Source organism: Bradyrhizobium cosmicum, from assembly GCF_007290395.2.
GTDB classification, from domain to species: Bacteria; Pseudomonadota; Alphaproteobacteria; order Rhizobiales; family Xanthobacteraceae; genus Bradyrhizobium; species Bradyrhizobium cosmicum.
In genome coordinates, this window is sequence record NZ_CP041656.2 from 6,649,356 (window position 1) to 6,662,500 (window position 13,145).

The 13,145-nt window shown below is 64.7% G+C and carries 13 protein-coding genes (1 of these 13 only partly in view); 9 read left to right on the top strand and 4 right to left on the bottom strand.

From position 1 onward, the window contains the following. Positions 1-31: 31 nt before the first annotated feature. From FNV92_RS31680 to FNV92_RS31690, 3 genes are all read right to left on the bottom strand, one after another. Positions 32-838: an enoyl-CoA hydratase/isomerase family protein gene (locus FNV92_RS31680; RefSeq protein WP_143843145.1), complete on the bottom strand. Its 807-nt coding sequence runs from the start codon at positions 836-838 to the stop codon at positions 32-34. A gap of 211 nt (positions 839-1,049) precedes the next feature. After that, a complete protein-coding gene (locus FNV92_RS31685) occupies positions 1,050-1,808 on the bottom strand; it encodes an SDR family NAD(P)-dependent oxidoreductase (RefSeq protein WP_143843144.1) in 759 nt (252 codons plus the stop codon). A gap of 54 nt (positions 1,809-1,862) precedes the next feature. Beyond that, positions 1,863-2,465 (bottom strand): TetR family transcriptional regulator, encoded by a 603-nt coding sequence (locus FNV92_RS31690; protein WP_015688812.1) that lies wholly within the window; start codon positions 2,463-2,465, stop codon positions 1,863-1,865. A gap of 213 nt (positions 2,466-2,678) precedes the next feature. Here FNV92_RS31690 and FNV92_RS31695 point away from each other — a divergent pair, with 213 nt between their 5' ends. Together FNV92_RS31695 and FNV92_RS31700 are read left to right on the top strand one after the other, a co-directional pair. Beyond that, on the top strand, positions 2,679-3,851 hold the full coding sequence (locus tag FNV92_RS31695; RefSeq protein WP_143843143.1) for an acetyl-CoA C-acetyltransferase: 1,173 nt from the start codon (positions 2,679-2,681) through the stop codon (positions 3,849-3,851). A gap of 174 nt (positions 3,852-4,025) precedes the next feature. Beyond that, a complete protein-coding gene (locus tag FNV92_RS31700; protein ID WP_168213460.1) occupies positions 4,026-5,570 on the top strand; it encodes an acyl-CoA synthetase in 1,545 nt (514 codons plus the stop codon). Between the two features lie 176 nt (positions 5,571-5,746). Here FNV92_RS31700 and FNV92_RS31705 read toward each other — a convergent pair whose 3' ends face one another. Beyond that, entirely contained in the window at positions 5,747-6,289 is a 543-nt protein-coding gene (locus FNV92_RS31705; protein WP_143843141.1) for a methylated-DNA--[protein]-cysteine S-methyltransferase, read from the bottom strand. 138 nt (positions 6,290-6,427) lie between these two features. Between FNV92_RS31705 and FNV92_RS31710 the strand changes: the two genes are divergently transcribed. From FNV92_RS31710 to FNV92_RS31740, 7 genes are all read left to right on the top strand, one after another. Next, positions 6,428-7,246 (top strand): alpha/beta fold hydrolase, encoded by an 819-nt coding sequence (locus tag FNV92_RS31710; RefSeq protein ID WP_143843140.1) that lies wholly within the window; start codon positions 6,428-6,430, stop codon positions 7,244-7,246. 2 nt (positions 7,247-7,248) lie between these two features. Continuing rightward, entirely contained in the window at positions 7,249-8,061 is an 813-nt protein-coding gene (locus FNV92_RS31715; RefSeq protein WP_143843139.1) for an alpha/beta fold hydrolase, read from the top strand. A gap of 170 nt (positions 8,062-8,231) precedes the next feature. Next, a complete protein-coding gene (locus FNV92_RS31720; protein WP_143843138.1) occupies positions 8,232-8,909 on the top strand; it encodes a GntR family transcriptional regulator in 678 nt (225 codons plus the stop codon). Positions 8,910-9,059: 150 nt separating this feature from the next. Beyond that, the gene (locus FNV92_RS31725; RefSeq protein WP_015688820.1) at positions 9,060-9,860 is read left to right on the top strand and encodes a phytanoyl-CoA dioxygenase family protein; all 801 of its coding nucleotides are present in this window, start codon (positions 9,060-9,062) and stop codon (positions 9,858-9,860) included. A 159-nt stretch (positions 9,861-10,019) separates the two neighbouring features. Next, positions 10,020-11,330: an NAD(P)H-dependent oxidoreductase gene (locus FNV92_RS31730; protein WP_143843137.1), complete on the top strand. Its 1,311-nt coding sequence runs from the start codon at positions 10,020-10,022 to the stop codon at positions 11,328-11,330. A 258-nt stretch (positions 11,331-11,588) separates the two neighbouring features. Then, positions 11,589-12,110: a hypothetical protein gene (locus FNV92_RS31735; protein WP_143843136.1), complete on the top strand. Its 522-nt coding sequence runs from the start codon at positions 11,589-11,591 to the stop codon at positions 12,108-12,110. A 379-nt stretch (positions 12,111-12,489) separates the two neighbouring features. Then, positions 12,490-13,145 carry the 5' portion of a TRAP transporter substrate-binding protein gene (locus FNV92_RS31740; protein WP_015688823.1) on the top strand. It continues 436 nt past the right edge of the window, so 656 of the gene's 1,092 nt are visible here — the first part of the coding sequence; it begins with the start codon at positions 12,490-12,492; the stop codon falls past the right edge of the window.

The following is a 13,145-nucleotide window of genomic DNA, read 5'->3' on the forward strand; positions in this document are numbered from 1 at the left end:
GAATTACTGTCCTTTGCGGATCTTTGTCACTTCAGCGCTTGATATAGACAGGCTTTCGCTTCTCAAGGAAGGCCCTGATGCCTTCCGAAAACTCCTCGGAGCGGCTGCACAGGACCTGGTTGCGATCCTCCATCGCAATCACGGCTTCCAGCGATCCCGCATCGATGCTCATGTTGAGACACTCTTTCGACAGCCGCAGCCCCACGGGCGACGCCATCATCATCGCCTCGACATAGGGCTCGGCGGCCGCATCGAGCTTGTCGTCGTCGACGACCTCGGACACGAGCCCGACCGCGAGCGCCCGCTCCGCACCGATGAAGCGCCCGGTGAGGATCAGCTCGGACGCCACGGAGACACCGACGAGCCGCGGCAGAAAATAGCTGGTGCCGATGTCGCAGCCGCCGAGGCCGAGCTTGATGAAGGCGCAGTTCATCCGCGCCGATTTCGTCGCAATGCGGATGTCGGAGGCGAGCGCAAGCGCAAAACCGCCACCGGCAGCCGCGCCCTGCACCAGCGACAGGATCGGCTGCGGGCAGCGCCGCATCAGCATCACGATGTCGGCGATGCGCCGCTGCGAGTCCAGCGACTCCGTGACGCCGGGCGGCTCCTGCTGCCCGGCACGGCGCGCCATCGCGGCCTTGAGATCGAGGCCGGCGCAGAAATTCTTGCCGGCGCCCTTCAGCACCACGACGCGCGTGTCGCGGTTGCGCTGCAGGCCCTGGAAGTAGACGTTGAGCGCGTCGATCAAAGCCGGATCGAGCGCATTGAGGCTGTCAGGACGATTGAGCGTCACCCGGTCGACGCCGTCGTCATGCTCGATCAGCAGCGGTTGGGACATGGGAGACTCGTCCTTTCGTGCCACACGGAGGCCGTCTGCCACCCTCCCCTGGAGGGGGAGGGTCGGCTCACGTTGAGCGCATCGAAATGTGAGACGGGGTGGGGTGACAGTCTCTCCACCTGAGACGCTGCCCGTGTGGAGAGATCACCCCTCCCCGCTCGCGCTTCGCGCGATCGACCCTCCCCCTCCAGGGGAGGGTAAGAAGCCCGCTCTACCGCGGGGCCATACGAATGGCGCCGTCGAGACGGATGGTCTCGCCGTTGAGCATCGGGTTCTCGACGATGTGCACGGCGAGCGAACCGTACTCCTTGGCATCGCCGAGGCGCGAGGGATGCGGCACTTGGGCGCCCAGGCTCTTGCGGGCTTCCTCGTTCAGACCCATCAGCAGCGGGGTGAAGAACAGGCCCGGCGCGATGGTGTTGACGCGGATCTTCTGGCTGGCGAGGTCGCGCGCGGCCGGCAGGGTGAGGCCGACGACGCCGCCCTTCGAGGCCGAATAGGCGATCTGGCCGATCTGCCCCTCATAAGCGGCAACCGAAGCGGTGTTGATGATGACGCCGCGCTCCTCACCGACCGGCTCGATCGTGACGAGACGTTCGGCGAACAGCCGCAGGCAGTTGAAGGTGCCGATCAGATTGACGTTGATGATGCGCGCGAACTTTTCCAAGGGATAGACGCCGTCGCGGCCGACGATGCGCTGCGAGCCGCCAATGCCGGCGCAGTTCATCAGCACGCGGGCAACGCCATGTGCGGCTTCAGCCTTCGCGATCGCGGCCTTGATCTGCTCCTCGCTGGTGACGTCGGCATGGAGCGCGATGCCTTTCACTTCAGCGGCGACCTTCTCGGCGTTGTCCTTGTTCTGGTCGATCACGCCGATCTTGGCGCCCTTGGCCGCCATGGCGCGGGCGGTCGCTTCGCCGAGGCCCGAACCGCCGCCGGTGATGAGAACGGCTATGTCTTTCAATTCCATCGCTTGTACCTTTCCTTGGGCGTTTCTTCTCTAGACTTCAAAGTTTCGGCCGGATTATCCGGCCGCGGCAGCTTCCCCGGCTTGCGTGAGGATGCCGCCGCAGATCAGCGTTTCCATGTGCCTGATATATTGCCGGCAGACGTCGTCGGTGACCGGGCCGACGCCGGTCGCGCGCGACATCGCGTGCCGGCCGAAGAACAGATGATCGCAGGCACCAATCAGGCTGGTGTAGAACAGCACCGGATCTGTGGCACGAAACTCGCCGCGGCTGACGCCTTCGGCGAGCAGGCGGCGATGAAAGTCGAGCAGAGGCGCGACGAAGAACTTCGAGACTTCGTCGGCAGAGCCTGCGTTGGTTTCATGCAGGAGATAGTGGATCAGCCGGTTCATGTAAGGGAACCGGTAATAGGCGCGGATGATCCCGCCGATATGCAGCTTCAGCTTCGCGGTCGGCGTGATCGGCTGGGCCAGCAGATATTCGAGATTGGACAGCTCGGTCCCCGCGTCGCGCTCGAGCAGCGCCAGGAGCAGGCCGTCCTTGTTGCCGAAATGATATTTTACCAATGCGGCGTTGGCGCCGGACTTCTGCGCGATGTCGCTCAGGGAAATCTCGATCGAGGAGCGTTCGATCATCAGCTCGCTCGCGGCCACGAGCAATTTCTCCGCCGTGGAATTCTTCGCGCTGGGGAGCCTGTTCGGTACGCTGGTAGTCACGGAGATCCCTGTTCTCGCCGCTTGAAGCGGGCGCAGATAAGCCGAAGCAGCGCCTCATCACAAGAGTTAATTGATCGATTGACTAATCGATAGCTCGACCCTTAAATCCGCCCCGACAACCCAACGCGATACAGAACAATTCAGGGAGAGACCGAAATGGCCGAGGCATACATCGTCGCCGCTGCGCGTACCGCCGGCGGGCGCAAGGGGGGCCGCCTCGCCGGCTGGCATCCGGCCGATCTCGCCGCCAAGGTACTGGACGAGCTGGTCGACCGCACCAAGGTCGATCCGGCCCTGGTCGAGGACGTGATCATGGGCTGCGTCATGCAGGTCGGCGAGCAGTCGAACAACGTCGCCCGCAACGCCATCATGGCCTCGAAGCTGCCGGAGAGCGTTCCTGGCACCTCGATCGACCGCCAGTGCGGTTCGTCGCAGCAGGCGCTGCACTTCGCGGCGCAGGCGGTGATGTCGGGCGCGATGGACGTGGTGATCGCGGCCGGCGTGGAATCGATGACGCGCGTGCCGATGGGGCTGTCGTCGCAGCTCCCGGCCAAGAACGGCTTTGGCAACTACAAGAGCCCTGGCATCGAGCACCGCTATCCGAACATCGTGTTTAGCCAGTTCACCGGCGCCGAGATGATGGCCGAGAAGTACGGCCTGTCGAAGAACGAGCTCGACGAGTACTCCTACAACAGCCATCAGCGCGCGATCGCGGCGACCCAGGCCGGTCACTTCAAGAAGGAGATCGTGCCGCTCGAGATCACCCGCGCCGACGGCAGCAAGGACACCCACCACATCGACGAGGGCATCCGTTTCGACGCCACGCTCGACGGCATCAAGGGCGTCAAGCTGATCGCCGAGAACGGCAAGCTGTCCGCGGCCAGCGCCAGCCAGATCTGCGACGGCGCCTCCGGCGTCATGGTGGTGAACGAGCGCGGCCTGAAGCAGCTCGGCGTGAAGCCGATCGCGCGCGTCCACCACATGACCATGATGGGCGGCGACCCCGTCATCATGCTCGACGCGCCGCTGCATGCCACCAAGCGCGCGCTGGAGAAGTCCGGCATGAAGATCGATGACATCGATCTGTTCGAGGTCAACGAGGCCTTCGCCTCGGTGCCGACCGCGTGGCTGAAGACCACCGGCGCCGATCCGGAGCGCCTCAACGTCAATGGCGGCGCGATCGCGCTCGGCCATCCCCTCGGCGGCTCCGGCACCAAGCTGATGACGACTCTGCTCCACGCCCTGCACCAGCGCGGCAAGCGCTATGGTCTCCAGACCATGTGCGAAGGCGGCGGCATGGCCAACGTGACGATCGTCGAGCGACTGTAAGCCGCGGCCACATTCACGGTGTCGTCCCGGCGAACGCCGGGACCCATACCGCGAAATCCATTGATCGTGGTCGGTCACGGTACCGGACCACGATCCTCCGCCAAACTACACCCTGTGGTTATGGGTCCCGGCGTTCGCCGGGACGACATCTCGCATGCCTTGGGACCAACGCTAATGACCCATCCCTCCATCTACGCCCGCACCACCCCCGACAAGATCGCCTACCAGATGGCCGGGACCGGCAAGGCAATCACCTATCGAGAGCTCGATGAACTCTCGAACCAGGGCGCACACCTGTTCCGCTCGCTGGGCCTGAAGGCCGGCGACCACATCGCGCTGTTGATGGAGAATCGGCTCGCCTTTATGGAGATCTGCTGGGCAGCACAACGCAGCGGGCTCTATTACACCGCGATCAGCCGCTATTTGAAGCAGGACGAGATCGACTACATCATAGCCGATTGCGGCGCCAAGGTCGTGATCACCACACCGAAATGCGCCGACCAGATCAAGGGACTGATCGAGGGTGCGCAGGGCGGGCCCATCTTCTACATGATGGACGAGCCACTGCCCGGCTTCAGGTCCTACGACAAGGAAGCAGCTGCGCAGCCGACGACGCCGATCGCGGACGAGGTCGCAGGCTACGACATGCTGTATTCGTCCGGCACCACCGGCCGGCCCAAGGGCGTCAAGAAGGCATTCGAAGGCAAGACGATCGACGCGCCGAACCCGCTCCTGCGCGTGCTGTGCGCCGACATGTGCGGCATGAACGCGGACAGCATCTATCTGTCGCCGGCGCCGCTCTATCACGCAGCTCCGCTGCGGTTCAACATGATGGCGACCGTGCTGGGCGGCACCTCCATCATCATGGAGCATTTCGACGCAGAAGAGTTCTTGAAGCTGGTCGAGAAATACAAGGTCACGCAGTCCCAGCTGGTGCCGACTATGTTCGTGCGCATGCTGAAGCTGCCGGACGAGGTCCGCGCCAGGTACAACGTCTCGACGCTGAAGGGCGCGATCCACGCCGCGGCACCCTGCCCGGTCGACGTCAAGGCCAAGATGATCAAATGGTGGGGGCCGATCCTGATCGAGTACTATGCGGGCTCGGAAGGCAACGGCGTCACCGTCTGCAGTTCGCAGCAATGGCTGGAGCATCGCGGCAGTGTCGGCCGCGCCGTGGTCGGCACGATCAAGATTCTGGACGAGAACGACGAAGAGCAACCCGTCGGCGAGATCGGCACGGTCTACTTTGCCGATGCCCCGGCGTTCACCTACCACAACGATCCCGAGAAGACGAAGAAGGCCTACAACGCCAAGGGCTGGTCGACGCTCGGCGACGTCGGCTATCTCGACAAGGACGGCTTCCTGTTCCTCACCGACCGCAAATCCTACATGATCATCTCGGGCGGGGTGAACATCTACCCCCAGGAGACCGAGGACGTCCTCATCACCCACCCGGAGATCGCCGACGTCGCCGTGTTCGGCGTACCGAACGAAGAGATGGGCGAAGAGGTGAAGGCGGTGGTGCAGCCGCACGACATGACGCGCGCCGGCAAGGCGCTCGAGGCCGACCTGATCGCTTACTGCAGGACACGGCTTTCGGCGATCAAATGCCCGCGCTCGATCGACTTCGAAGCCGAGCTGCCGCGCACGCCAACGGGGAAGCTGGTGAAGCGGCATCTGCGCGATAAATACTGGCCGAAGGCGACCGCGAAGATCTAGGGCGCCCTTGCTAACCCTCCCCTGGAGGGGGAGGGTCGATGCGCATGCAGCGGAGCGGAATGCGCAGCGGGGTGGGGTGACGGTCTCTCCACATCGTACAGTGCCCGAATTGAGAGATCACCCCACCCCGGCGCTACGCGCCGACCGTCCCCCTCCAGGGGAGGGTAAAGAAGAGATCAATCAAACAGGCTCGGCGTGTGGTTCACCAGCGCGCCTTCGATCTCCAGCATCTTCAGCTTCGTCACCACGCCGCCATTGGCCGAGAAGCCGCCGGGCTTGTTGCCGGCCGCCAGCACGCGATGGCAGGGTACGACAATCGGACACGGGTTGTGCCCGAGCGCCTGGCCGACATCGCGCGACAGCTGAACGCCGCCGAGGCGCTTGGCGATGTCGCCATAGGTGAGGGTCTTGCCGGGCGGGATGGCGCGGGCGATCTCGTAGACGCCGCGGTTGAAGTCGGGCACGCCGTCGAGATCGAGCGGGATGTCGGTGAGGTCGTCCGGCTCGCCCGCGAGCAGCTTGACGATGCGGTCAATCGCCTCTCGCACCTCGGCGGTCGGCTCGGCTTCGGTGGCGTCGGCATGGCGCTGGCTGATGCGGGTGCGGATCTTGTCCTCACCACCCATTGGCAGCTGCGTGCCGTTGATGCCGCGCGGACCCCACGCGATGGCACAGAGACCGATCCTAGTGTCGAACAGGGCAAAATGCTGGTTGGTCATGGCCGGGTTCCTGGCTGCGTCCTTGTCGCATGCCCCTATTGTTGTCTGCGCCTAAATCTAGGCTTGGAAATAGTTGCGATCCACCCGGTTTCCGGGGATCTTGCACAGGAGTTCCGCCCCCTTCTCCGCGAGCCCCAAATGCAAAGCCTCCACGTCAACGGATACGACATGCCCTATCTCGACGTGGGCGAAGACCGCGGCCGTGCGCCGCTGTTCTGTGTGCACGGCTCGCTCAACGACTTCCGCGTCTGGGGCTGCGTGCTCGGGCCGCTGACGCAGCGGCACCGGATGATCGTCGTCAGCTTGCGGCACTTCTTCCCGGCACGCTGGGACGGTGTTGGCGACACCTATTCGATCGCCCAGCATGTCCAGGACGTCATCGCTTTCATCGAAAAGCTCGACCTCGGGCCGGTCGACCTGATGGGCCATTCGCGGGGCGGACACATCTGCTTCCGCGTCGCACAGCAGCGCCCCGACCTGTTGCGGCGGCTGATCCTGGCCGAGCCCGGCGGTGAGCTCGATGCGAGCCTCGATCCGGATTACGTCGGCGGCCCTTCGCCGCTGCTGGCGCGCTTCACGGCGTCGGCGGAGAAGATCGCAGCCGGTGATGTCGACGGCGGCCTTGCGGTGTTCGTCGACACGCTGGAAGGGGCCGGCACCTGGCCGCGGCTGCCGGCGATGGTGAAGCAGAACCTCCGCGACAACGCCACCACGCTGATCGGCCAGGTCCGTGACAACCGCCCGCCGTTTTCGAAGACGGATGCGGAGGCGATCAGGATGCCGACGCTGTTCATCCTGGGCGCACGGACCAAGGGCCTGCTGCCGAAGGTGCTGCATGCGCTCGCGGCGCATGTGCCCTATTCGAAGACGGCGATCATCCCGAACGCGACGCACCCGATGTTCGAGCAGGCGCCGCAGAAATACTCCGAAGTCGTGATGGACTTTCTGGCGAGCTGATCATGCAGACATTTCGCGTCAACGGTTACGACATGGCCTATCTCGAAGTCGGCGGGGGTCCGCCGCTGGTCTGCGTGCACGGCACGCTCGGGGATTTCCGCACCTGGTATTCGGTGCTCGGCCCGCTGTCGAAGAGCCATCGCGTGATCTCGGTCAGCCTCCGGCATTTCTTTCCCGAGCATTGGGACGCCATCGGCGACGACTACAAGATGGCGCAGCACGTCGCTGACACCATCGCCTTCATCGAGCAGGTCACCCCCGGCCCGGTCGACCTGATGGGCCATTCGCGCGGCGGCCACATCGCCTTTCGCGTGGCGCAGGCGCGACCGGATCTGCTGCGCAAGCTGGTGCTGGCCGAGCCGGGCGGCGATCTCGATTCCAGCCTGCCGGTGCCGGAGGGTACGCCCGCGCATCCACCGCTCGCCGCGCGCACGGCGCGCTCGGTCGAGATGATCCGCGCCGGCGACCTCGAGGGTGCGCTGCAGAACTTCTACGAGGGCATCGAAGGCGACGGCTCATGGCGGCGGGTGCCGGCGGCAGCCAAGGAGCAATTGCGCGACAATGCGCTGACCTTCCTCGGCCAGATCAACGAGCAGCGCAGGCCCTACACGCTCGCCGATGCGCAGGCGATCAGGACACCGACGCTGCTGATCGGCGGCGGCGCGACCACCGGCAGCCTGTCGGTGATGTGGCGCGTGCTGGCCGGCCACATCGCCGGCGCCAGGACGGCGGTGATCGAGAATGCCGGTCACTGGATGTTCGAGCAGGCGCCGCCGGAGTTCGGCGCAGTGGTGGACGCGTTTCTGGCGGAGTAGCCGCCTCGCGGCGCAATTCGCGCGAAAACGACCCCATGCACAGTAGACGCCTCTAGCGATATCAATGGCTTGGCGGGACGCCGCGCAGGCCACCTTGACGGCCTCCCCCTTCCTGCAATACCTTCGAATACGGAATTCCGTATTCTTTGTTGGCCTTCGGAGTTGTCAGCGTGATCCCTCTCGACCCGCTCCCGAACCTGATCGACCAGGTCTATGCCCGGATCCTTGAGGCGATCTCCGACCGCACGCTGCAACCCGGCCAGCGCATCCGGCAGAACGAGCTCGCCGACAGGCTCGGCGTGTCCCGCCAGCCGGTGTCGCATGCGCTGCATCTGCTGCACCGGCAGGGGCTCGTCGCCGAGAGCGGCAAGCGCGGCTTTGAAGTCACCCAGCTCGACCCCTCGCGCATCCGCCAGCTCTACGAGGTGCGCGGCGCGATCGACGCGCTCGCAGCGCGGCTCGCAGCGACGCGGGCCGCCAGCGACGCGGCGGGACGCGCGCGACTGGACGCGGCGCTCGCCGCCGGGCGCGGCATCGACCGCAACACCTCGCTCGGCGAGCTCATCACGCTCGACGTCGATTTTCATCGCGCGATCTACCAGCTCGCCGGCAATCCCGTGATCGAGGAGACGATATCGCCGCAATGGCCGCATATGCGCCGCTCGATGGCGACAGTACTCTCCGAGCTCGACTATCGCGGCAGCGCCTGGGCCGAACATGCCACGATTGCCGCACACATTCTCAGCGGCGACGCCAAGGCGGCCGAACGCGCGGCGCTGGCGCATGCGCAGACGGCGGGACGGATGACTGAGGAGAGATTGAGGGCGACGGACGAGGCGGCGGCGTAGGCCAGATCTCCGTCGCCGTCATGCCCGGGCTTGTCCCGGGCATCCACGTTCGTCCTGGACGTGGAACGAAAGACGTGGATGGCCGGGTCAAGCCCGGCCATGACGGCAGAGAAAATACGACAAAAACAAACAAACCAAGGAGGACGACCCATGAAACTGTCTCAGGAGCAACTGGAATTCTTCCACCGCGAGGGCTGGCTGTTTCTGCCCGAGCTGTTCAGCCAGGAGGAAGTCGATTTCCTCGCCCGCGAGGCGGTCGGCATTTACGACGCCAACCGGCCCGAGGTCTGGCGCGAGAAGAGCGGCGCGCCGCGCACGGCCTTTGCCGCGCATCTCTACAACGAGGCCTTCGGGATCCTCGGTGCGCATCCGCGCATGATCGAGCCGGTCGAGCAGCTGTTCGGCGAGCCGGTCTACATGCACCAGTTCAAGATCAACGCGAAATCGGCCTTCACCGGCGACGTCTGGCAGTGGCACCAGGATTACGGCACCTGGAAGCGCGACGACGGCATGCCGGAGCCGCGCGCGATGAACATCGCGATCTTCCTCGACGAGGTGATGCCGATCAACGGCCCGCTGATGCTGGTGCCGCAGAGCCAGAACGCCGGCGATCTCAAGGCCTCGCATGACCTCGCCACCACCTCCTATCCGTTATGGACGCTGGATGAGGAGACCGTGACGCGGCTGGTCAAGCAGGGTGGCATCGTCGCGCCGACCGGCAAGCCCGGCGGCATGCTGATGTTCCATGGCAATCTCGTGCATGGCTCGGCGGGCAACATCACGCCCTACCCGCGCAAGATCGTGTACCTGACGCTGAACGCGGTCTCGAACTACATCCGCACCCCGACGCGGCCGGAGTACATCGCCCATCGCGACTTCGCGCCGATCAAGACGGTGGATGATGATGCGCTGGTGCGGCTGGCACGTGCGCCGCGGCAGGCGGCGGAGTAGGCTGTCATTCCGGGGCGCGCGTAGCGCGAGCCCGGAATCCTTTCATCCGCATTCCTTGCGGCCCGATGGATTCCGGGCTCGACGCTACGCGTCGCCCCGGAATGACGATCGTTGATAGTTCGCGTCACCCCACATCCATTTGCATTCTCGGATATTCACATGAACCTCTTCCGCCTCCTCCAGGCCCGCGCGTCCGCTGGCAAGCCCGTTCGGGTCGCGCTGATCGGCGCCGGCAAATTCGGCTCGATGTTTCTGGCGCAGGTGCCGCATACGCCCGGGCTGGAGGTGCCTGTTATCGTCGACCTCGACCGCGACCGTGCGCGCGAGGCCTGCCGCACCGTGGGGTGGAGCGCCGAGCGGATCGCGGCGACCACCTTCACCGATGACGGCGCACGCGCCATTGCCGGCGGGGCGATGGATGTCGTGGTGGAAGCGACCGGCAATCCCGCCGTCGGCATCAGGCACGCACGCGCGGCAATCGCTGCGGGCAAGCATGTCGTGATGGTCAATGTCGAGGCCGACGTGCTGGCCGGCCCGCTGCTCGCCGAGGAAGCACGCAATGCGGGCGTGGTCTATTCGCTCGCCTATGGCGACCAGCCGGCGCTGACCGCCGAGATGGTCGACTGGGCCCGCGCCACCGGTTTTCGCGTGGTCGCCGCCGGCAAGGGCACGAAATATCTGCCGGCCTATCATGACGTGACGCCCGACGGCGTCTGGCAGCATTACGGGCTCACGGCGGGCGAAGCGCAATCGGCCGGCATGAATCCGCAGATGTTCAACTCCTTCCTCGACGGCACCAAATCGGCGATCGAGATGGCCGCGATCGCGAACGCCTGCGGGCTCGACGTCCCCTCGGAAGGATTGTTGTTTCCGCCCTGCGGCGTCGACGACCTCCCGCACATCATGCGGCCGCGCTCACGCGGCGGCGTGCTGGAGCGTTCGGGCGTCGTGGAGGTGGTGTCGTCGCTCGAACGCGACGGCCGGCCGGTGTTTCGCGATCTCCGCTGGGGCGTCTATGTCGTGCTGGAGGCGCCGAACGACTACGCCGCGGACTGCTTCCGGCAATACGGGTTGAAGACCGACGGCAGCGGACGTTTTGCCGCGATGTACAAGCCCTATCACCTGATCGGGCTCGAGCTGAACATCTCGATCCTGTCGGCCGCACTGCGCGGCGAGCCGACCGGGCAGCCCTACGGCTTCCGCGGCGACGTCGCCTCCGTGGCCAAGCGCAACTTACGGGCCGGCGAGATGCTGGACGGCGAAGGCGGCTACACGGTGTGGGGCAAGCTGGTGCCGGCGGCCGCGAGCCTGAAGGCAAGCGCCCTGCCGATTGGCCTCGCCCATCGGCTGAAGCTGAAGCACGACGTCGCCCATGGCGAGATCGTGCGCTGGAGCGACGTCGAGTTCGACGCGAACAACGAGACGATCAGGACGCGAAAGGCGATGGAAGCGGCGTTCGCGAAGGGGTGATGGTTAACCGCTTGCGGGAGAGTCGGTGCGCAAGCGCCGGGTGATGTTCTCGCCTCTGGGGGATTGTCCCGTTCCGGAGACGCCCTCTCCCCAGCCCTTCCCCGCAAGAGGGGCAGGAAGCGCTTCGGAGCGCGGGCATGCGGATGGGCTCAATCGCGGACTGATCCGGTTACCAGCAATGGCAACACTTTGTCGACCGATCCCGGTCTAGCATCCGGTCGACGAGATGTTTCAACAGAGCTTCGGACAGAGCCATTCATGAGCGAGCGAGTAACCCTTTTGGTCAGCAGCGTCATCGCTGCCCTGACGGCGAAACCGGAACCGCCGCCCCCCTCGTTCGCCACCAGGCACGGCAATACGGCACAGATCGCCTCCGCAGTGGTGGCGATCGCTGCCCTGGTGTTCGTGGCCTATCAGGTCTGGGTCATTCGCGCGAACGGGAGGATCGCGACAGCTCGGCAGGTCTACATGTCCTACAGTGAATCGGCGCTGCGATATCCCGAGCTGGCCGAGCCCGACATGCAAAAGCTGCGAACCGAACCCACCGAATGGGTTCGCTACAAGAATTTCGTGGCGCACATGCTGTTCGCCTATGACGAGATTCTGGCCGTGTACGACGAGCCCGAATGGCGCCGCAGCTTTGAAGAGGACGTCAGGCTTCATCTGCCGTACATCTGTGCAGACATGCCGACTGCACTCGACGAGACTTATTTTCCCAAGATGAGGGCATTGTTGAAGGCAGAGCGGATCAGATGCGCAAGCGCCGGCCCAAAGCCTTAGCCACCGACTGACGAAACGGCCGGATGCGCCAAGGTGTCGCAACGCTGCGTTGCTGGCCGGACCATCTGCTCCGGCAAAGACAGTCTTCCGGCATGTCATGCCGCGCCCTGCGATTGCCCAATCGATCAGCAGATCAGGACGGTCTCCCGCCGGCGGCCGGCCGTTCGCAACTGCGAGGGAGGCATGAGACTTGATTATCACGGGGCGTCCGGTCATCCTTGCTGACGGAACCGCAATGATCGGAATTCCAACAAAAGAGCCCATCAGGGCCATTCGGAAACGCTAGCAAGCCTCAAACAAAACAACGTCGAGCCTCGGCGAAGACAAGCGACAGCAAGATCGTTCCCGGGTCGAAGCATCGACACTACGGAGGGTACGCATGAAACGTCGTGATTTTCTGAAGGTAACGGGCGCCGGCCTGGCCGCGAGCACAGCCGTGGCTGCGCCCGCGATTGCGCAGTCGTCGCCCGAGGTCAGGTGGCGCTATGCCACGAGCTGGCCGAAGTCGCTCGACACGCTCTACGGCGGCTGCGAATATTTCACCAAGAAGGTCGCCGAGATCACCGACAACAAATTCCAGATCCAGCCCTTCGCCGCCGGCGAGATCGTCCCGGGCTTGCAGGTCCTGGATGCAGTCTCGAACGGCACCGTCGAGATGGGCAACACCGCGCTCTATTACTACTGGGGCAAGAACCCCGCTTTCACTTTCGCCACCGCGCTCCCGTTCGGATTGAACACGCGCCAGCAGATCTCGTGGCTGCTGTGGGGCGGCGGGCAGGAGCTCGTCAACGATCTCCTGAAGGAGCACAATTGCTACGGCATCCCGACCGGCTCCACCGGCGCCCAGATGGGCGGCTGGTTTCGGAAGGAAATCAAGACGCTCGACGACATCAAGGGCCTGAAATTCCGCATTGGCGGATTTGCCGGCACGATCATGGCCAAGCTCGGCGCGGTGCCGCAGCAAATTGCCGGCGGCGACATCTATCCGGCGCTCGAAAAAGGCACGATCGACGCCGCCGAATGGGTCGGTCCCTA

What these genes read in the sequence shown, in the direction of transcription:
- FNV92_RS31680 (WP_143843145.1), bottom strand. Translation starts at nt 838, where the DNA reads ATGTCCCAACCGCTGCTGATCGAGCATGACGACGGCGTCGACCGGGTG.
- FNV92_RS31685 (WP_143843144.1), bottom strand. Translation starts at nt 1,808, where the DNA reads ATGGAATTGAAAGACATAGCCGTTCTCATCACCGGCGGCGGTTCGGGC.
- FNV92_RS31695 (WP_143843143.1), top strand. Translation starts at nt 2,679, where the DNA reads ATGGCCGAGGCATACATCGTCGCCGCTGCGCGTACCGCCGGCGGGCGC.
- FNV92_RS31700 (WP_168213460.1), top strand. Translation starts at nt 4,026, where the DNA reads ATGACCCATCCCTCCATCTACGCCCGCACCACCCCCGACAAGATCGCC.
- FNV92_RS31705 (WP_143843141.1), bottom strand. Translation starts at nt 6,289, where the DNA reads ATGACCAACCAGCATTTTGCCCTGTTCGACACTAGGATCGGTCTCTGT.
- FNV92_RS31710 (WP_143843140.1), top strand. Translation starts at nt 6,428, where the DNA reads ATGCAAAGCCTCCACGTCAACGGATACGACATGCCCTATCTCGACGTG.
- FNV92_RS31715 (WP_143843139.1), top strand. Translation starts at nt 7,249, where the DNA reads ATGCAGACATTTCGCGTCAACGGTTACGACATGGCCTATCTCGAAGTC.
- FNV92_RS31725 (WP_015688820.1), top strand. Translation starts at nt 9,060, where the DNA reads ATGAAACTGTCTCAGGAGCAACTGGAATTCTTCCACCGCGAGGGCTGG.
- FNV92_RS31730 (WP_143843137.1), top strand. Translation starts at nt 10,020, where the DNA reads ATGAACCTCTTCCGCCTCCTCCAGGCCCGCGCGTCCGCTGGCAAGCCC.
- FNV92_RS31735 (WP_143843136.1), top strand. Translation starts at nt 11,589, where the DNA reads ATGAGCGAGCGAGTAACCCTTTTGGTCAGCAGCGTCATCGCTGCCCTG.